Here is a 19,248-nt window from a genome sequence, read left to right on the forward strand (position 1 = left end):
TCAGCGTTTTCCTTTAATATAAGGGATGCCGTTGGCTTTAGGCGCATCCGCGCGGCCGATGAAGCCGGCAAGCGCGAGAATGGTCAGAATGTAAGGAGCCATCAGCATGTATACATTCGGAATGTCTTTGAACAGGGGCAAAAGCGAGCCGATAATGCTCAAACTCTGCGCAAACCCGAAGAACAGCGCAGCCCCGAGCGCGCCGATCGGATGCCATTTGCCGAAAACCAGCGCGGCGAGAGCGATAAAGCCTTGTCCGGAAATGGTGGAGTGCGTGAAATCAAGCGCGATCGTGGAAGCATACACACCGCCGCCGAGCCCGCCGAACAGCCCGCTGATCATGACGCCGATATAGCGCATGCCGAACACGTTGATTCCCATCGTATCGGCCGCCATCGGATGTTCCCCGACAGAACGGATGCGAAGGCCGAACGGCGTTTTGAATAAAATAAACCAGGAAACAAAGGCCAGGACGATGGCTAAAATCGACGTATAATATACGTCTGAAAAGAAAATCTTTCCTAAAACCGGAATGTCGCTTAACCCGGGAATGTTCGTTTTGTAAAAGGGCTCCGGGATTTTATCAGTCTGCGCCTTTCCGTAAATCAGTTTGACGATAAACAGTGTCGCTCCTAACGCGAGCATATTGATCGCCACACCGGTTACCGTCTGATCGGCGCGGAAAGAAACCGCGGCAGCCGCGTGGATCAGTGAGAACAGTCCGCCGGCAATCATAGCCGCAGCCAGAGCGAGCCACGGAGCGGCGGCGCCAAGCTCGCGTCCGAAAAATAAGTTGAACATGACGCTTGTAAAGGCGCCGATAATCATCAGTCCTTCAAGACCGATGTTGACAACCCCCGATCTTTCAGAAAACACGCCGCCGAGAGCGGTTAAAATAAGCGGAGCCGCATATACGAGTGTTGCCGGAACAATAATGGATAAAATCTGCAGGAAGTCCACTTACTTCGCCCCCTTTTTCTTCAATTTATCAAGGATGAGACGGATGGCGTAGCTTGATGCCACAAACAAAATAATAATGGCGATGACGATGTCAACGACTTCAGAAGGCACCCCGGATTCAATCGGCATATTTAATGCCCCGACTTTAAGGCCGCCGAGAAGACATGCCGCCAGAACAACGCCGATTGCCGTGCTGCCGCCGAGAAGCGCAACCGCAATGCCGTCGAAGCCGACGCCGGTAAAGGCGCCCTTAACCGCCGCATATTGAAAGGTTCCGAGTCCTTCCATCGCGCCGGCAAGCCCTGCGAAGGCCCCGGAAATCATCATGGCGTACATCATATTTTTTCTGACGCTCATTCCGGCGTATTGTGCGGCGTGCTGGTTAAAGCCGACAGCCCGGAATTCAAATCCGCTTTTTGTTTTATGAATGATAAACCACATGAGGACTGCCGCAAACAGAGCGATCAGAATGCCCCAATGAAGGCGGGAGTAATCTGTCAGCTGCTCTAAAAACGGCGAGCGGAGCGACGCGCTTTCATGAATTTTGTCTGTTTTGTCCCGGTGGTCCGTCATGACATCGGAAATGAGATAATTGGTTAAATGAAGAGCGATATAATTCATCATGATCGTGACAATCACTTCGTGGACAAAAAAACGGGCTTTTAAAAATCCGGGAATCAGGCCCCAAATGCCGCCCGCAGCCGCAGCCGCCAATAACGAAAGCGGAAGGTGGATGTAAGCGGGGGCGTCAAAGGAAACGCCGACCCACACCGCGGCGGTCCAGCCGACAAGGAGCTGTCCTTCAACCCCGATATTAAACAGGCCGGTCCGAAATGCGAATGCCACGGCCAATCCGGACAGAATATATGGCGTAATCTGCCGGATCGATTCCCCGATGTAATACACTTCACCGAAAATGCCGCTCCAAAGAGCCGAATACCCGCTTACGACATTGTAGCCGCTGGCGAGCATGATGACCGCACCCGCAGCTAATCCAAGGATGATCGCAATCAGCGGCACAGCCAGATGAGAAAGTCGATTAATCATGTGTTTTCCCCACCTCCATTTGCTTGCTTCCCGCCATTAAAAGTCCGAGCTCCTGCTCGTTTGTTTCAAGCGGATTGACGTTTGCGATGATGCTGCCTTCAAAGATGACGGCGATGCGATCGCTGAGATTCATTATTTCATCAAGTTCAAAAGATAACAGAAGCACCGCTTTACCGGCATCACGCTGCTCAATGAGCTTTTTATGGACGAATTCAATCGCGCCGACATCGAGTCCCCGCGTCGGCTGGGCCGCAATTAAAAGATCCGGATTTCTGTCCACTTCCCGGCCGATAATGGCCTTTTGCTGATTCCCCCCGGAGAGAGCGCGCGCAGGCGTATATTCATCAGGTGTTCTGACATCGTATTCTTCAATCAGGCTTCGCGCTTTGTCATAAATCGTGTGTTTATTTAATATGCCGAAAGAAGAGTAGGGCTTTTGGTAATAACTTTGCAGCACGATATTTTCTCCGATCGGAAAATCAAGGACGAGCCCGTGTTTATGTCTGTCCTGCGGAATATGCCCGATTCCGGATTCAGTGACTTTCCTGGGCGGCATATTTTGCAGCTGTTTGCCGTTTAACATGATCGTGCCGGCATTTGTTTTTCTGAGACCTGTAATGGCTTCAATTAATTCAGACTGGCCGTTTCCGTCAACGCCCGCAATGCCGACGATTTCACCGGCTCTGACAGAGAGGGAGAGCTGTTTGACCGCCTCAACGCCGCGCGCGTCTTTCACCGTTACATCAGAAAGCGAAAGCACTTCTTGTTTCGGTTCAGCCGGCTGTTTATCCGTCTTGAATGACACTTCGCGTCCGACCATAAGGCTTGCCAGTTCATCTTGATCCGTATGTGCGACATCAAGTGTTGTAATGCCTTTTCCTTTCCGGATGATGGTGACACGGTCGCAGACTTCCATAATCTCTTTTAATTTGTGGGTGATGAGGATAATTGATTTTCCTTCATTGACAAGATTTTTCATAATCTGAATCAGTTCTTGAATTTCGTGCGGAGTCAGCACCGCGGTCGGCTCGTCAAAAATGAGAATGTCGGCGCCCCGGTAGAGGGTCTTTAATATTTCCGCCCGCTGCTGCATACCGACGGAGATATCGGCAACTTTGGCTTCAGGATCAATGTGCAGGCCGTAACGGTCGGAAATATCACGCACGTCCCGGGCGGCGCGCTGTCTGTCAATTCGGCCGAAAGTTTTCGGCTCTTTTCCGAGAATGATATTTTCTGAGACGGTGAAGGTATCCACAAGCATAAAATGCTGGTGCACCATCCCGATGCCGAGATCGTTGGCTTTGTTCGGACTGTTGATGTGAACGCGTTCGCCACGCACCCGGATCTCGCCTTTTTCCGGCTGATACAGGCCGAATAAAACGTTCATGAGTGTCGATTTTCCGGCGCCGTTTTCACCGAGAAGGGCGTGTATTTCGCCTTTTTTCACTTGAAGCGTGACGTCATCATTGGCGACGATTCCGGGAAATTCCTTGCGTATATTAAGCATTTCAATGATATAATCCACCGATTTGTCGCTCCTTTTCAGAGATACTTTGATGAGAAAGAGCTTGGCAAAAGAAAAGCTGCAAGAGATGCAGCTTTTCCTTCACCGCTCTTTTCAAAAAAGAGAGGGGATAAGCACGAAAGTCTCCTTATCCCCTGGTTCTTACTCAGCCTTGAAGGATTTCAATTCTTTTTCAGTTGAAGGGATCACGAGTCCGTCCGCGATTTTCTTCTTCCAATCGTCTGTTGCTTTGATGACATCGTCAGAAAGGTTCTCCTTGTGATCCGAGATGCCGACTGCATCTTGCGCCAAACCGTATGTTAATGTTTTGCCGCCCGGGAATTTACCGTCACTCGCTTTTTTCGTTAAGTCCTCCACGGCAGTATCCACTTTTTTGACCATTGATGTGAGAGTGACATTGTCTTTTGTTCCTTTGACTTGGCCTTCCGCATACTGGTCTTTATCGACACCGATAACCCATACGTTCCGCTTCGGATCTTCTTTTTTCAGATTTTTCGCTTCTGTGAAGACGCCCGTTCCCGTTGCGCCGGCCGCGTGATAAATGACGTCAACGCCTGATTTGTACATGCTTTCAGCCGTCGCCTTGCCGACATCGGCTTTGTCAAACCCGCCCGCATATTTCACTTCGACGGTCGCTTTCGGATTTGCGGCTTGTACACCCGCGCGGAAGCCGATTTCAAATTTTTTGATCAATTCGGACTCCATTCCGCCCACGAATCCGACTTTTCCCGTTTTGCTCGATAGCGCAGCGGCCGCTCCCATGAGGAATGAACCTTCCTGTTCCTTAAATGTAAGGCTCGCCACGTTGTCTTTTTTGACAACGGCGTCAATGATCGCAAAATGTGTGTCTTTGCGCTGATCGGCGATTTCGCTGATGGAATCCTGCATCAGATACCCGACGCCGTAAATCAGGTCAAAGTGTTCCCGCGCTAATTTATTTAAGTTCGTTGTATAATCTGCATCTGATTTTGATTGAAGATAGTCAAAACCGCTTTTGCCTTTTGTAAGCCCGTTGTCTTTTCCGAATGCCTGGATGCCTTCCCAGGCGGACTGGTTAAATGATTTGTCATCAACACCGCCGATATCCGTTACCATGCCGACGGTAAAGTTTTTGCTGCCGGAGCCGTTTGCTTTGTCACTTGAACCGCATGCGCTTAATATGGTTCCGGCCGCTGCGATGAGCGCCATCGCCATTCCGATTTTGCGTTTTTTCAAAGATATAACCCCCCCTGTAAAATATGGCTGTGCCGTTCAATTCAGACTTGAGTCCCCGTGCCGGATGCAGAATCGAAAAAACTTTCTGATAATAATGATGAGACGTCTCTCTTTTTCCCGCCTTGAGCGGCTGTCTCTTCCGGGTTCGGGACTTATGACTTATCTGAAAAGATCTGCTAACCAATCATAATTTATCATTTTACCCGCCATAAATAAATAGAAATTTGCTTATTTTTTAAAAAATATCAATTTTATGAATCGGCTTCCTCATCTGGTTAAAACAGAGGAGGATCAGCCGGGTCATTATCCTTATATAGCATATCAAAAAGGAATCTCAAGCCTTTTGTCACGGGATATGACAGTAAAAAAGCACCGTTCACAGCGAAACGGCGCTTTTTGACATTATAAATATTGTTTGATGCTGCTGACATTGCCGGTGTTGATATGATATTGAAAGACGGGTCTGCCGATCGTGCCGTACGCCATCTCTACATTCAGCACTTGTATGTCTTCCAGAAATTTAAGGTATTTCCGGATGGAGACTTGCGAGATTTCAGTATGCTTGGCGAGATCTTCCGTGGTAAAAGAGCCGTCGCCGAAAGACTCAATGCTCGCCCAGATGAGTTTAAGCGTGCTCTTTGTCAATCCCTTCGGAAGGTGAACCTTTTCCGCTGCTTCTTTCTTTTGAAAAAGCTCGGCATCCAATTCTTTCTGTGTCATGCTTCTGTGTGATTGATAAACTTTCTGCTTGCGTCTGTAGTCGGAAAGAGCGGTTTGAAAGCGGTCAAATTCAAATGGTTTGATTAAATAATCGACGGCGCCGTACCGAAGCGTTTTTTTAATGACGTCCAGCTCGCTTGCGGCCGAAATGACGATGACATCAACCGATTCATTCTGCTTGCGGATTTCCGTTAAAAGCTCAAGCCCGTTTTTTCCCGGCATGTAAATGTCAAGAAGGATGAGATCGATATGATGCTCGCTCAGCACGTGCAGCGCGCTTTGAAAGGATGATGCGATCCCTTTCAGCTGAAATCCTTCAATCTGGCTGAGGTAGCGCTTATTTAATTCACCCACCATGGGGTCGTCTTCAACTATGAGTACATTAATCATCATTTTCCTCCTTCGGTTCATACGGAATGCGAAGACTGAAAGTCGTTCCTTCATTCTTTTCACTTGTCACAATCATATGGCCTTTTAAATTTTCTGTTGCCTGCTGGGTGAAATAGAGGCCGAACCCCCGGTTTGTCCCTTTCGTGGAATAACCTTGTTCAAAAATACGGGCTTGGTCTGCCGCAGACATTCCGGCTCCCGTGTCCGTAATCTCTATGTCAAGCTGGCGATCCTGAAACCGCATCGAGCACGTAATGTTTTTTTTCGGCATCTGCGCCACCGCGTCGAGCGCGTTGTTTAACAGGTTTCCGATAATCGTAATGAGCTCATGGATGACGGCCGGATCCGCCGCATTCGGAATCAGGCTGCCGAGCTGAATGTCCAGATCAGCGCCCTGCTCGCGTATGTAGCTTTGTTTTCCCAGAAGAAACCCTGCGAGAACCGGACTTTTGACATCACTTATAATCTCGCTTGTTTCCGTCTTCTGCTGAATGGCAATGTCTTTAATGTAAGTGCCGAGATCATCGTATTCTTTTAACTGGACAAGCCCTAAAATGACATGAAGCTTATTCATGAATTCGTGAGACTGGGCTCTTAATGCGTTTGCATACATTTTAACACCGGACAGCTGTTCTGCTAAATGTTTGACCTCCGTTTTGTCCCTGAACGTGGCGATCGCTCCGACGGTTTGTCCTTTCAGATGAATCGGAACTTCATTAAAGACCAGCTCAAGTCCGTTAATGCGGATATCTCTGTCCTGAAGCGGTTTTTTCGTTTCAATCACCTGTTTCAGCCGGCTTTTCGGGAGAATATCGTTCACATCTTGATCGACCGGATTAGTCGGAATACCCATTTTAATAAAAAGTCGTTTCGCCTCTGCATTGGCAAGCTTAATTTTTCCCCGCGCGTCAACCGCCAGGATGCCTTCCTTCGTTGATTCGAGCATGGCGCTCCGCTCTTCCAGGAGGGTGGCGATTTCATAAGGCTCAAGACCGTACATAATGTTTTTGACGGTGCGGGCGACAATGACGGCTCCGATGACGCCGACAAAAATACTTACGCAGATAATGAAATAAAGCGGTCTCAAACTGTGGCTGACGACATCCTGTATTTTGTTAAGCGAAATTCCGACCGAAACGACGCCCACTTGTTTTTTATCTTTTCCATAGATCGGTACGAAGGCTCTCATGGATTTTCCGAGAGTTCCCGCTGATGTGCTCGTTTTGATATGGCCGTGCAACGCCGGCTGTTCGTCTCCGCCGGTGAATTTCTTCCCGATTTTATTTGCGTCGGGGTGGGTGAGGCGGATGCTGTTCATATCCATCACCACGACAAATTCGGTTCCTGTCGTATGCTGGACATCCAGTGTATAATTTCGGAGCTCTTTCAGCCCTTTTCTTGTTTGCAATGCCTGCGCGACACTCGGTGTTTCCGCGACCAGCTTTGCGGTTCGCAGCGCGGTTGTCCGTTCTTCTTCTTTCACGCGGTCCGCGGTCTGGACGCTGATCGTGAAAAAGGTGATACAAAGTGCGATAAGGACGACAATACAGACGAATATCGTTAACCGGGTTTGCAATTTTAATGTTTTTTTCATAACAGCCTTCCTTACGTTTATCATTCCCGCGTTCTACTTTACTCCGAAAAAGCCGGTTTGTGAAGATCAGGCCCTTATTTCGTAAAAGTGAGGAAAAATGGAATTTTTTATCTTGTCAATGTGTTTTAAGTCCTCCATAATAAGTGAGGTAGATTACAGAAAGGGACTTTTTATATGAAAAATACTTATTGGACGGGTTATTTTCCGCTCGTTGCGATTCTGCTTTTTAGTTCGTCATTATCCATTTCTACCTCGCTTTATGTCATGAAGATACTTCAGACGCTCGGCATGTATCAGGGGATGCTGGATTATTTCTCTGAGAAAGGGATCAGACTGGCGCTTTTTGCAGCGTTCGCCCTTGTGTATTTTATGCTTTTTTCGGCTTTGAAGCTGATTGCAAACACAGTGACAGAGCTGTCTCTTTTGTTTTTCACAAATGACCCTGAGGGGGACAATCTGAAAAAAATCAGATTAGGCTCTTTAATTTATGTAGGCGGAGGAATTCTTTCCTTTGCGCTCGTGCAGAATGGTTTTTGGATTGCGGCGTTATTTGCCGTTGTTACGCTCATTTATTTGATTTTCATGGTGTACAGAATCTATTCGACACTCTCGATCGTTTCGCTGATCGGTTTTATATTGCTTGAGATTCTGTTTTGGTTTACTTTTGTTATCGGTATTTTGTACATCTTTATCAAGCTTTATAATAGCATAATGGCTAGCTTACCTGTGTAAGCTAGCCATTTTTGTTAAGACAGAAATCTGTTTTTGATCTCAGGGGAGGGGAGCATGCATGCTTCCCTTTTTCCGAACCATTTGTAACGGCGCCGGGCGATGAAAGAATAGGCTCTGTCCCTGAGGGGGCGGGGCACTGCGAAAAAAACCGCTGACAGCCGCCAGGCTCCGCGGAGATGACGCGAAACCTTTAACACGGCTGCGGATTTTTTGTATATCCGCCCGTTTTCGATAAAAATCATGCTGTCAAATTGTTCTGTCGGAAGTCCTTCTGATGCCAAAAGCTCCCGGGCGGTATCTGATTGCAATGAAGCAAATGAGATTTTGCCGGCCGGATCGCGTTTAATGATGAATTGAACGGCGCCGCTGCATAAGTTGCAGACGCCGTCAAACAAAAGCACGCGGTCCGGAAGCTGAGCTGGTTTCAAAGCGGATCCCCTCCGTTATCTTTAATAAGCTGCCTGCAGCGTGTTTTTCCAGATCGAAAGCTGAGGGCTTGCGTCATGAAGGTATTCGACGCTTGACGGTGTATCCTTGCCGACCCATACCCCCATCGTATAAGCGTCCGTCAGGCCGACAAACCACATATCGTGATAGTCATTTGACGTTCCTGATTTTCCGCCGACGTACGGAGCTTTAAAGTTCGCTTTCTTTCCTGTTCCGCTTTTGACGACGGCTTTCATCATTTCTTTGACCTGCATGTTGGTCCGCACGCTGAATACCTGCGCCGGCTCATCTTTCCATTTTAATATCGTTTTTCCTTTTAAATCAGTCACTTTTGTAATCGCGTGACTCGGCGTATAAACGCCGTTGTTGCCGAACGTGGTATACGCATTGGTCATTTCAAGCGGCGTCATGCCGTTTGTAAAACCGCCCAGCGCCGCAGGCAGACGGTAATCCGCGCTGACCAGCTTCGCGAAATGAAACGGTTCAAGGTAGCTGAACGCCTTATTGACGCCGACGCGGTCCATGATTCTGATGGCCGGTGTGTTGTACGAGTATTTAAACGCCGTTTCCAGCGTAACCGTGCCGTATGTGCGGTTATTATAGTTCTGCGGGCAGTAATCCGCACTGCAGAATTTGCTTGCGTCAATTTTGCTGTGTGGCGTTGCGCCGGTCTTTTCAATGTAAGGTCCGTAATCAAGCAGCGGCTTAATGGATGAACCGGGCTGTCTGTATGCTTGATAGGCGCGGTTGAAATCATATTTATGATAATCTTTCCCGCCTGAAAGCGCGATAATCTGATGTGTCTGATGATTAATCACGGCCGCTCCGCCCTGGACACCTGCATACGGCAGATTTTGATTCACTTGGGCGACGACCTGGTTTTGCATATACGGATTCAGCGCCGTATAAATCTTCACACCGTCTTTTAACAATGTGCTGACTCTGTCGGAAAGCTCACCCTGTATTTTTTGTTTCGCCTTTCCGGAAGCTTTTTCAAGACGTTTGTCATAGCCTTCGGATGAGGAAACAAGCTGTGTGAATTCATCATTTACATAGGAAACATAGTCAGGATATTTATTTGTTTTTTCGTTTATATCAAGCTTGATCTTTTCCTTTTCGGCTTTTTTCAGCTGTTTCCCGGATATAACGCCTGCTTTTTTCAATCCGTTAAGCAATCTGACTTGTCGTTTTTTCGTATAATCAAAATGCTTGAGAGGATCATATAATGTAGGGTTATTAGGGATGGCGCAGATAAAGGCCATCTCTCCCAAAGTGAGAGATTTCAGCGGCTTGCTGAAATAAAATTGTGCCGCCGAACCGACACCGTATACACCGTTATTAAAATAAATCGTATTTAAGTAGCCTTCTAAAATCTCATCTTTGCTGTATTTTTTCTCAAGCTGATAGGAATAGGCCAGCTCCGTCAGTTTTCGGCTGAAGGTGCGTTCATGGCTTAAATACACATTCCTTGCCAGCTGCTGGGTGATGGTGCTGGCGCCCTGGTCAATTTTATGATCTTTGAAATTGGAGGCGGCCGCCCTGACCATCCCCATAAAGTCAAACCCTTTATGCTCATAAAAATGGCGGTCTTCAGAGGTTAAAAACAGCTGTTTTACCTCATTCGGTATTTTATTAAAGGGCACGATCACGCGGTTCTCATGATCGCTGACAATCTCAGAAACAAGGCTTCCGTCCCTGTCATACATGTAACTGTTTTGAACCAGGTTGATCGCTTTTAAATCAATATGTTTATCGAGCACCTGATCAAAAGGCTTGATTTGTTTTACCTCTTTGCCGGAAGCAATAACTGTAAATGCACACAACGGGATAATGCCGAGCAGCAAAATCCATCCGATTATTTTACGTACCATGGTCACTCTCTTTTCTCCTGATTTCTAGCCATATCGTATCATTCTTTTAAGAATACGAGAAGGTTAAATTTAGAAGAAATCGTGATCGCTGCCGGTCAGCCCGCATTTGACGCTGTATCCTTTTGCAGATGTCCCGCCATCCATAAAAGCCCCGCGCCTATTAAAAAGAGAAAGGCGGTGACGTAGAAAGCAGCCGAAATAGAAAAACCGCTTGAGACCGCACCTCCGAGCAGAGGGCCGAGCACGTTTCCGAGAAAACGAAAGCTGACGTTATAGCCGAGCACCTCTCCCTGGATGCTGCCCGGAGCCCTGACGCGGATCGCGGCCGTAATGCAGGGGAGCGTGCCGCCCATGACCATGCCGAACAGAAATCTGAAGACTAACAGAATGGAGAGGGAGGAGGCGAGCGCCTGCGGAATAAAAAACACCGCTGATGCAATCAAAAGCACGATTAAGATCCGGCTGTGGCCGAAGCGGTCGCCGAAGTCCCCCCATTTCCGGGCAAGCAATAAGCTTCCGAGTCCGGTCGCTGAAAACGCCATTCCGGAGAAAAAGGCTAAATTAACAGGTCCGTGCAGCTCATTGACATATAAAGCGAGCAGCGGCTGGATGCTGAAATTGCCGGTCTGCACGATCATGGTAAGCACCATCATCGCCCAAAGCGCGGGCTGGTGAAAAATATAGGAGAGCACCTGTTTTCTGGAATAGGTTTTCCGCTTGTTTTGTTTCTCGCCGAGCGGCTGCTCATTCACCTGAAATAAAACGAGAAGCACAGATGCGAAAATGACAAAAGACGTAATAAAAAATGTGTACGTAAATCCGAAGCTGTCAGCGAGCAGCCCGCCCAGCATCGGTCCGAATAAAGTGCCTGACACCTGACCCATCTGCAGCGTGCCGAGCGTTTTCCCGGCAGTCTCTTTCGGCGTCTGCGCCGAAATCATGGCAAGCGAAGTCGGAACAAAGCCCGTTACAAGGCCCATAAGCAGCCGGAGGACAAACAGCTGATAAACGGATGTCACAAACCCCATCAATAAAATGCTGACGGCAATGCCGGTGCCTGTGATCAAGAGAATTTTTTTGTAGCCGCGCTTATCGCCGAATCTGCCCCAAAACGGGGAAATCACAAACGCCATTAAAAACGTGACGCCGAACACATACCCGCTCCATCTCTGCACATACCCGCCCGAATGGGGGCTGATCGTTTCGATATATAACGAAAGAAACGGAACAATCATGGTCATGCTGGCGGAAATAAAGAAATTTGTAATCCAAATGACGACGAAGTTCTTCTTACGGACAGAAATAACATCACCTTCTTTAATTTTCGTGTGTCTAATCATTAGTATATAGGAATGAATCCGGTATTTGTATTTTCGATGCGGATATAGGAAAATTCATTATTTTTAGAAAATGAAGAAAGTTTCAGAGGGGAAACTGATATACTATCATAAAATATCATTTTTGATCGGAGGAAAGGCAGGTGTAAAAAAGTGGATCAGCGCAGTCTGCTCATTATTGATTTTGAATTTACGATGCCTGACGGAAAATACAGCCCGCAAAATTTCTTTCCCGAGATTATTGAAGCGGGGATTGTCAAGACGGTGAATGATGAAGTGACTGAAACGTTTTCGAGTTATATCAAACCGAAAAAATTTCCAAAGCTGACGAAACGATGCAAAACCTTTCTGAACATCACCCAAAAAGACGTGGACGGCGGAATCACGTTTAATGAATTCATCCGCAAATTAAATGAGCTTGATCCTGATAAAAATTGCACGATCGTCACCTGGGGCAATATGGATATGAAAGTGTTAAAGCAAAATTGCATGTTTAACCACATCCCTTTTCCGTTCAAAGGAGAACTTCGGGATCTGTCCCTAGAATATAAAAACTTCTTTGGCGACAGAACATTGACCGGCCTTTGGAAAGCGGCGGAGGAGTATGGCGATAAAGGGACGGGCACGCATCATAAAGCGCTGGATGATGCGCGGACGACATACAAATTATTCAAGCTTGTCGAGCGGGATAAACAATATCTTGAAAAACCGAAACCTCCGACGATCGGTGATCGCGTCGATCTGACTGAACTGTTTCGCCGGGCCACATAAAAAAACCCAATCATGCCGACTGGGTCAAGTTCTTTTAAAATAGTCACGCTCTAACGCGGCCAAGTTGGCGAGCGAACGTTCCGCCCATTCTGAGCCGTCCGCTGTAAGCTGATCTTTCAGCCGGGCAGACGCCGCTTGTAAGGAAGCCGTATAATCAGGAACTTCGCCATCAAACGGTTTGACCATCTGATGCGGTATGTTTGTCTGTTCCCCGAATGCAAGCGCTCTTCTTTCATGAAAGAACGGAACATCCGCCTGCTTCGGATGATGAAGATCTCCTTGAGCGGGATGCGTCAGAACGGCTTTAATTTTCACTAAATAGTGATTGGGCCTGACGTCTGTCACTTCCCCTATGTATGCTCCTGTTTTATAAAACCCTTTTACGATTGTGCCGATTTCAAACGAATTCATAGCGTTCACCTCTCTCTAGTTATTCTATAAAAGATCAACGCGATTGGCTAGTGAACAGCTGCCGGAAGCCTGACTGAAGCCGTTGTGCCCGAGTGCTCGCCGCTGGTGAAATAGACGGAGCCTTCATGATGCTGAATAATCGAGAATGTCACGGTAAGCCCGAGCCCGGTGCCATTCGTTTTCAGCGTATAATACGGTTTGCCGAGTTTCTGCAGTTCTTCATCGGACATGCCGATTCCGTTATCCGTAATCTGAATGAGAATCATCTCTTCCTGTTTTTGGACGGAGACCTCGATTCGGCCGTTTTCAGAGGGCACGGCTTCAATACTGTTTTTAATCAGATTAATGAAGGCCTGTTTCAGTTTTTTTACATCGCCGAACACATATAAATCAGGCTCGCTTTGAACAGTCACGGTCACCGATTTAAAATTGGCATAAGACTCCATTAAGGAACCTGTTTCCTTTACGAGCAGTGAAATATCAAACTTTTCTTTTTCATAGTCATCCTGCTTCGCCATATCGAGATAATTCGTAATGATCGTCTGAGCCCGGTCGAGTTCGGACAGCACAAGTTTCTGATATCCGGAGTGGGATTTGTCCTGAAGCTGCTCGCCGCTGAACAGCAGCTGCACAAAACCTCTGACGACCGTAAGCGGATTGCGGACTTCATGGGCGACGCTTGCCGCAAGCTCGCTGACGACGGCCATTTTTTCTGAGTGAATCAGTCTTGCCCGCATGGACGCATTCTCATCAATGATATCAATCAAATAAATGCACAGCAAAAGGGCGCTGACTTGAAAAAAAACGGATACTGCCGCCTCATAATAAACGGAAGATAGATTTTGAAAATTGAAAATATTGGTCGCGGAATAGATGAAGACAGATGCGGTTAATAAGGCGGTTTCAGTGCAGCCGATGAGAAGAGCGAAAAGCAGTTTCTTCCGCTTTGAGAAAAAAGGCCATTTCGTTTGGAGCTGGATAGGGATGATGATTAAAAAAGGAATTAAGGATAAGAAAAAAAGAGCGGAAGGTTCAAACCATATGAGCTGAAAAAAAACGGATGCCGCCCCTGCGGCAAGTCCTGCTGCGGTACCGGAATAAAGCAGGCAGACGATAATGGGAATCAGCTGCAAACCGTAACGGACGGAATGAAGCTCCTGGATGGGAAAAGCCGTACATAATAAGGAAGATGACGCTGCAAATACGGCGACCAGCAGGCGGTTCGCTCTCGGCACAAGCAAATCGGGCTTGCTGAGCCAGAAGACTTGATAGAGAAAAATAGGGAATAAAATAAAAGAGAAGTGAAGCAGGTAATCCTTTACAATCTCCATTTATGCGAAATCCTTTCCTATGTAAATATGAATCTATTATAACATCTTTACCGGCAAAAAAAGTATTTATTTCTCTAAAGCGAACGCCCTTATCTCATCTGATAAAGGCGTTCTTTCCGCTGCTAAGAGAGCGCTGCTTTCATTCTCTTAAGCCCTTCTTTTACGGCGGCGGCTGAACAGCCGACATTAAGTCTCATAAATCCTTCGCCGCCCGGTCCGTATTTCGTTCCCGGCTCTAATATGATTTTCCCTTTTTTGAGCATTCTTTCTTTGAGCTCGGCATCCGAAAATCCGTATCCGCTGAAATCCATCCAGATCAAATAGGAAGCGTCAGGTTTCATCATGCGGACTTTCGGCAATTCTTTTCTTAAAAAGTCCTCAGCCAATTTCATATTCCTTTCAATGTAAGGAATCAGTGCGTCAAGCCAAGGGCCTCCCTTTGTATAAGCCGCTTCGATTGCTGCAACCGCAAATGTGTTGAGGCTGGAAATCCCGTTCTGATGCAATGCGGCGGAGAATTTCGCCCGCTTATAACGGTCGGGAATGATAATGGCGGATGCCTGAATGCCGGCAATATTAAACGTCTTGCTCGGCGCGACACAAGTAATGGAAATCCGCGCAAACTCCTCAGACAGAGAAGCAAAAGGCGTATGCGGCTTTCCGTACAGCATCAAGTCGGAATGTATCTCGTCAGAAACGACGGTGACGTTATGGGCGGCGCACAGCGATCCGAGCTGGATGAGCTCATCCCGGCTCCACGCTCTGCCGGACGGATTGTGGGGATTACAAAGAATCATCAGCTTGACCTCAGAATCGCTCAGCTTTTTCTCAAGATCCTCAAAATCCATGCAGTAGACGCCGTTTTCTTCCCGTAATGGGTTATGTAAAACCTGCCGTTTGTTTTCCTTGATCATCTGATAAAAAGGCGTATACACCGGTGATTGAATCAACACCGGATCGCCCGGTTCGGTAAAGGCTTGTACTGCCATGCTGATTGCCGTGACAACCCCGGGACTGAACGTGATGCTTGCGGGATCGGGCCGGTAGCCGTGCCGTGTCTCAAGCCATGAAGCGACGGCTTCTCTTGTGTTTTCGTCAGGAGACGTATAACCGAATATGCCGTGGTCAAGGCGGGCTTTTAAGGCGTCAGTGACCGCTTCGGGAGCGCGGAAATCCATATCGGCAACCCACATCGGAAGTGCATCCGATACGCCGAATAACGCTTCCGCCTTGTCCCATTTCACCGATTGTGTGCCAAGACGGTTTTCTCGAAGATCAAAGTTCATGTATGTCACTCCTGTAGTATCATTATTTTGCACAGCGTATCTATGATAAAATAGATTTGCAAACTTTATTATAAGCGGTGATGAAAATGGAAGAAAGCCAAGCGGTCATGGAAATGATGAAAATCATTGCCAAGTGGGACCCGTTTAAATATGGAGAAGATTTTTATGAGACAGAAGCCGTCGACATCGTTCAGGCCGTCTACAGTGAAGACCGTGCCGACAAGCTGGCAGCAGCCATTCAGGATATCTTTGAAGCTTCATTTGAGCAAAAGCTACCGATCGAAGGCTGCCAAAAGGCCGCCGAGCAGCTTCTGTTCATAAAAGAAAGCAGCTCCTGCACCCCTTAAAAACCGGCGGTTCCGCCGGTTTTTTTTATTGAATAAATTCAAAAATCCGCTCCGAAACAAACTCCGGGCGCTCTTCGGGTACGAGGTGTCCCGTATCCTTGAGTGAATACAGAATGGAATCCGGCAGGTCGTCATGAAGCCGTTTTCCGACTGAGACCGGAACGACCCGGTCTTCTTCTCCCCATATTAAAAGAGCGGGGTTTTGCACTTTCTTCAAATCCTCGGGCTCTAAATCGCCCTCCCTGTGTCTGATGAACCTTGTCATCGCTTTGAAAATCTGGCGGTCTGTAAATGGTTTTTCGTAACCGTCAATCATTTCCTGATCGATAAGCGTCCGGTCGTGAACGACATTTAACAGGTTTTTCAGCACACCGTCTTTTGAAAGCCAATACTTAAGATACAGGTCAAAACAAGGGAGGTGCGTCCCGAATATAATCGACGGGTGCGAGCGCTTTAAATACCCCGAGCTGCACAGCAGGACGATTTTAGAAAAAAGCTCGGGTCTGAGAAGAGACGCGGATAAGGAAATCTGGCCGCCCATCGAATGGCCGATGAGTGCGGCCCGGCTGATACCGAGCTTTTCCAGAAGTCCGATCAGAAGCTTGGCGAGGTTTGCGTAAGTATATACGAAAGTCCGTGACTTTTCCGATTGCCCGAAAGGAGGCAGGTCAACGGCGATAATATCATAATGGTTTCTGAGCAGCGGGATCAGTTTTCTGAAGCTGAATGCCGAAGATAAAAAACCGTGTACGCAGACGAGTGTCTGTCTGCCGGGATTTTCATAATGCTCGTAATACAGTTCAACTCCGTCTATCGCGGCCCGTTTAATCGGTGAAACAGCTTCCATGAGAGCCTTCGCCGTCCTTTCTTTGTTGTAATGTAAAGGCTTTTTTGATTGTCAGATTTTAGTTCTGGTTTCTTTCGGGTTTTTCTTAGCATTTGTCGAAAATCGTGATATAATGTCATGAAGATTTTTGATAATGCAAAGGTGTGAAACGTATGAAGCTGACGGAAAAAGAAACAGAAATATTAGAAATTTTAGACGAAAACAGCCGCGTTGATGCGGAAACGATCGCGAAAATGGCGAACATTCCCGCCGAAGAAGTCAAAAGCATCATTGAAAAGCTTGAAAAGGAAAAAGTCATCATTGATTATGCGGCGATGATCGACTGGCGCAAAGTCGACGGTTTGGAAGGCGTCACGGCGATGATTGACGTAAAAGTCACTCCGAAACGAAATGTCGGCTTTGATGAAGTCGCTGAACGGATATACAGATTCCAGGAAGTTGAATCAGTGTACCTGATGTCAGGGGTGTATGACTTATCTGTCGTTATTCGCGGCAACACGATGTCAGACGTGGCAAGCTTCGTGTCTGAAAAATTGTCCACCCTTGAGTCCGTCGTTTCCACGACGACGCACTTTATCCTGAAAAAATATAAGCATGACGGCAAAGTCTTTGAAAGCGGAGACGATGACAAAAGAATCGTGGTGTCTCCGTAAATGGAAACGAAGACTTCTTATTTATCTGACTACGTGCAGCAGATTAAACCGTCAGGCATCCGCAAATTCTTTGATCTGGCTGCTACGATGGAAGGCGTCATTTCACTGGGAGTGGGAGAGCCTGACTTTGTGACGGCCTGGAACGTGAGGGAAGCGAGTATTCTTTCTTTAGAACAGGGTTATACGGCTTATACGGCAAATGCGGGTCTTTATGAACTGAGAGAAGAAATCAGCCGCTATTTAGATCAGCGGTTCGGCCTGAGTTATTCGCCTGACAGTGAACTGATCGTTACGGTAGGGGCAAGCCAGGCGCTTGATCTCGCTGTCCGCGCCATTATGAATCCCGGAGAGGAAATGTTAATTCCCGAACCGTGTTTTGTCGCATATGAATCACTCGTGACCCTGACGGGGGCGAAGCCGGTGCCGATTCAGACTGTAGCTGCAAAAGGTTTCAAAGCATCAGCAGCCGATTTTGAAGCGGCCCTGACGGACAAAACAAAAGCGCTGCTTCTATGCTCGCCGTCAAATCCGACTGGTTCCGTCTATTCGAAAGAAGAGCTTGAATCCATCGCTTCCTTCGCTGAAAAACATGACTTGATCGTGCTTGCCGATGAAATTTATGCCGAGCTGACGTATGATGAGCCATTCACGAGCATGGGAGCCATCCGCGGCATGAAGGAACGCACGATTTTGATTTCAGGTTTCTCCAAAGCGTTTGCCATGACGGGGTGGAGACTCGGGTTTACGGCGGCGCCTCCCGTGATCAGGGATGCCATGCTCAAAATTCATCAGCACGCGATGATGTGCGCGCCTTCCATGGCTCAGTACGCGGCGCTTGAAGGGCTGAAAAACGGTCAGGAAGACGTCGAAAGAATGAAAAAAAGCTACCGGAGACGCCGAAACCTGATTGTGGAAACATTGAACGAAATCGGACTCGGCTGCCACCACCCCGGCGGAGCGTTTTACGCCTTTCCTTCCATTCAGTCGACCGGCATGAGTTCAGAAGAATTCGCGGAACAGCTGCTCATTGAAGAAAAAGTAGCCGTCGTTCCGGGGAATGTATTCGGCCCGAGCGGCGAAGGCTACATCAGATGTTCCTATGCGACATCCATTGAGCAGATTCAGGAAGCGCTCGTCAGAATCAAACGGTTTGTTGAAAAAAGGGCATAAAAAAAGATACGAACCCGGTTCGCATCCAAATAAAAGGGGGGGAATACTAGAAAGCCTTCGTAATCATAGTATACCCCCCTTTATCTGCGCTTAAACATGATGATGTAAAAAAGTTCTCTTTGCGAAAAACAAACTTGTATGATATAATTTTAAATTGCGTATAATCTGTATTTAATTTAACTTAGGAGTTGTTATGAATGGCAGCAAAATTTGAAGTGGGCAGTGTTTACACTGGTAAAGTAACAGGATTACAAGCGTATGGTGCGTTTGTTGCATTAGATGAAGAAACTCAAGGACTTGTTCACATTTCTGAAGTCACTCACGGTTTCGTAAAAGACATTAATGAACACCTTTCTATCGGTGACGAAGTACAAGTAAAAGTACTTGCAGTTGACGAAGAAAAAGGCAAAATCAGCCTTTCTATCCGTGCGACTCAAGCGGCGCCTGAAAGAAAAGAAAGCAAACCAAGAAAACCGAAAGCGGCACAAGTTTCTGAAGAAACATCTGCTCCGCAAGGTTTCAACACATTGAAAGATAAGCTTGAAGAGTGGATCGAACAGTCCAACCGCAAAGACCTTATCAAAAAATAACCAT

The 19,248-nt window shown here is 47.3% G+C and carries 19 protein-coding genes; 6 read left to right on the forward strand and 13 right to left on the reverse strand.

Features of this window, described 5'->3' with window-relative positions; translation table 11 throughout:
• The 6 genes from nupQ to malK form a co-directional block, all read right to left on the reverse strand.
• Positions 1 to 960, reverse strand: a complete 960-nt coding sequence (gene nupQ / locus C5I45_RS04740) for a guanosine ABC transporter permease NupQ (RefSeq protein ID WP_003152071.1) — start codon at positions 958 to 960, stop codon at positions 1 to 3.
• On the reverse strand, positions 961 to 2,007 hold the full coding sequence (locus tag C5I45_RS04745) for an ABC transporter permease (protein ID WP_046560008.1): 1,047 nt from the start codon (positions 2,005 to 2,007) through the stop codon (positions 961 to 963).
• Positions 2,000 to 3,532 carry an ABC transporter ATP-binding protein gene (locus C5I45_RS04750; RefSeq protein WP_107994252.1) on the reverse strand — a complete coding sequence of 511 codons (1,533 nt, stop codon included), beginning with the start codon at positions 3,530 to 3,532 and terminating at the stop codon, positions 2,000 to 2,002. The genes C5I45_RS04745 and C5I45_RS04750 overlap by 8 nt, the downstream gene beginning before the upstream one ends.
• A gap of 141 nt (positions 3,533 to 3,673) precedes the next feature.
• Positions 3,674 to 4,747, reverse strand: a complete 1,074-nt coding sequence (locus C5I45_RS04755) for a BMP family lipoprotein (RefSeq protein ID WP_107994253.1) — start codon at positions 4,745 to 4,747, stop codon at positions 3,674 to 3,676.
• Positions 4,748 to 5,149: 402 nt separating this feature from the next.
• Positions 5,150 to 5,857 (reverse strand): response regulator, encoded by a 708-nt coding sequence (locus C5I45_RS04760; protein ID WP_003152077.1) that lies wholly within the window; start codon positions 5,855 to 5,857, stop codon positions 5,150 to 5,152.
• Positions 5,850 to 7,451: a malate sensor histidine kinase MalK gene (gene malK, locus C5I45_RS04765; protein ID WP_015387789.1), complete on the reverse strand. Its 1,602-nt coding sequence runs from the start codon at positions 7,449 to 7,451 to the stop codon at positions 5,850 to 5,852. The genes C5I45_RS04760 and malK overlap by 8 nt, the downstream gene beginning before the upstream one ends.
• Positions 7,452 to 7,625: 174 nt before the next feature.
• On the opposite strand from malK, the gene C5I45_RS04770 reads away from it, so the two are divergent.
• Positions 7,626 to 8,183, forward strand: coding sequence for a YufK family protein (locus tag C5I45_RS04770; RefSeq protein WP_014305711.1), 558 nt, complete (start codon positions 7,626 to 7,628; stop codon positions 8,181 to 8,183).
• A gap of 14 nt (positions 8,184 to 8,197) precedes the next feature.
• Here the strand turns inward: C5I45_RS04770 and C5I45_RS04775 are convergent, their stop codons facing one another.
• The 3 genes from C5I45_RS04775 to C5I45_RS04785 form a co-directional block, all read right to left on the reverse strand.
• Entirely contained in the window at positions 8,198 to 8,611 is a 414-nt protein-coding gene (locus C5I45_RS04775; protein WP_014305710.1) for a thiol-disulfide oxidoreductase DCC family protein, read from the reverse strand.
• A 21-nt stretch (positions 8,612 to 8,632) separates the two neighbouring features.
• Entirely contained in the window at positions 8,633 to 10,507 is a 1,875-nt protein-coding gene (locus tag C5I45_RS04780) for a transglycosylase domain-containing protein (RefSeq protein WP_107994254.1), read from the reverse strand.
• 89 nt (positions 10,508 to 10,596) lie between these two features.
• A complete protein-coding gene (locus tag C5I45_RS04785) occupies positions 10,597 to 11,841 on the reverse strand; it encodes a multidrug efflux MFS transporter (RefSeq protein WP_015387791.1) in 1,245 nt (414 codons plus the stop codon).
• A gap of 150 nt (positions 11,842 to 11,991) precedes the next feature.
• On the opposite strand from C5I45_RS04785, the gene kapD reads away from it, so the two are divergent.
• Positions 11,992 to 12,609 carry a 3'-5' exonuclease KapD gene (gene kapD / locus C5I45_RS04790; RefSeq protein ID WP_003152084.1) on the forward strand — a complete coding sequence of 206 codons (618 nt, stop codon included), beginning with the start codon at positions 11,992 to 11,994 and terminating at the stop codon, positions 12,607 to 12,609.
• A 24-nt stretch (positions 12,610 to 12,633) separates the two neighbouring features.
• On the opposite strand, the gene C5I45_RS04795 is transcribed toward kapD, so the two are convergent.
• The 3 genes from C5I45_RS04795 to C5I45_RS04805 all read right to left on the reverse strand — a co-directional run bounded on the left by C5I45_RS04795 (position 12,634) and on the right by C5I45_RS04805 (position 15,637).
• Positions 12,634 to 13,020, reverse strand: coding sequence for a kinase-associated lipoprotein KapB (locus C5I45_RS04795; protein ID WP_003152087.1), 387 nt, complete (start codon positions 13,018 to 13,020; stop codon positions 12,634 to 12,636).
• 47 nt (positions 13,021 to 13,067) lie between these two features.
• Complete coding sequence (locus C5I45_RS04800; protein WP_069448948.1) at positions 13,068 to 14,351, reverse strand: sensor histidine kinase; 1,284 nt, start codon at positions 14,349 to 14,351, stop codon at positions 13,068 to 13,070.
• A gap of 122 nt (positions 14,352 to 14,473) precedes the next feature.
• The gene (locus tag C5I45_RS04805) at positions 14,474 to 15,637 is read right to left on the reverse strand and encodes a MalY/PatB family protein (RefSeq protein WP_069448947.1); all 1,164 of its coding nucleotides are present in this window, start codon (positions 15,635 to 15,637) and stop codon (positions 14,474 to 14,476) included.
• 86 nt (positions 15,638 to 15,723) lie between these two features.
• Between C5I45_RS04805 and C5I45_RS04810 the strand changes: the two genes are divergently transcribed.
• Positions 15,724 to 15,984 carry a DUF1871 family protein gene (locus C5I45_RS04810; protein WP_003152094.1) on the forward strand — a complete coding sequence of 87 codons (261 nt, stop codon included), beginning with the start codon at positions 15,724 to 15,726 and terminating at the stop codon, positions 15,982 to 15,984.
• A gap of 25 nt (positions 15,985 to 16,009) precedes the next feature.
• Here the strand turns inward: C5I45_RS04810 and C5I45_RS04815 are convergent, their stop codons facing one another.
• The gene (locus C5I45_RS04815) at positions 16,010 to 16,831 is read right to left on the reverse strand and encodes an alpha/beta fold hydrolase (protein WP_003152096.1); all 822 of its coding nucleotides are present in this window, start codon (positions 16,829 to 16,831) and stop codon (positions 16,010 to 16,012) included.
• A 152-nt stretch (positions 16,832 to 16,983) separates the two neighbouring features.
• Here C5I45_RS04815 and C5I45_RS04820 point away from each other — a divergent pair, with 152 nt between their 5' ends.
• The 3 genes from C5I45_RS04820 to yugI all read left to right on the forward strand — a co-directional run bounded on the left by C5I45_RS04820 (position 16,984) and on the right by yugI (position 19,244).
• Positions 16,984 to 17,484: an Lrp/AsnC family transcriptional regulator gene (locus C5I45_RS04820; protein ID WP_003152098.1), complete on the forward strand. Its 501-nt coding sequence runs from the start codon at positions 16,984 to 16,986 to the stop codon at positions 17,482 to 17,484.
• The gene (locus C5I45_RS04825) at positions 17,485 to 18,654 is read left to right on the forward strand and encodes an aminotransferase (RefSeq protein WP_014305705.1); all 1,170 of its coding nucleotides are present in this window, start codon (positions 17,485 to 17,487) and stop codon (positions 18,652 to 18,654) included.
• Between the two features lie 197 nt (positions 18,655 to 18,851).
• Entirely contained in the window at positions 18,852 to 19,244 is a 393-nt protein-coding gene (gene yugI / locus C5I45_RS04830; RefSeq protein WP_003152102.1) for a S1 domain-containing post-transcriptional regulator GSP13, read from the forward strand.
• The last annotated feature ends 4 nt before the right edge of the window (positions 19,245 to 19,248 follow it).

Origin of the sequence: Bacillus sp. ZY-1-1, assembly GCF_003047165.1 — a bacterium.
Lineage (GTDB): Bacteria > Bacillota > Bacilli > Bacillales > Bacillaceae > Bacillus > Bacillus velezensis.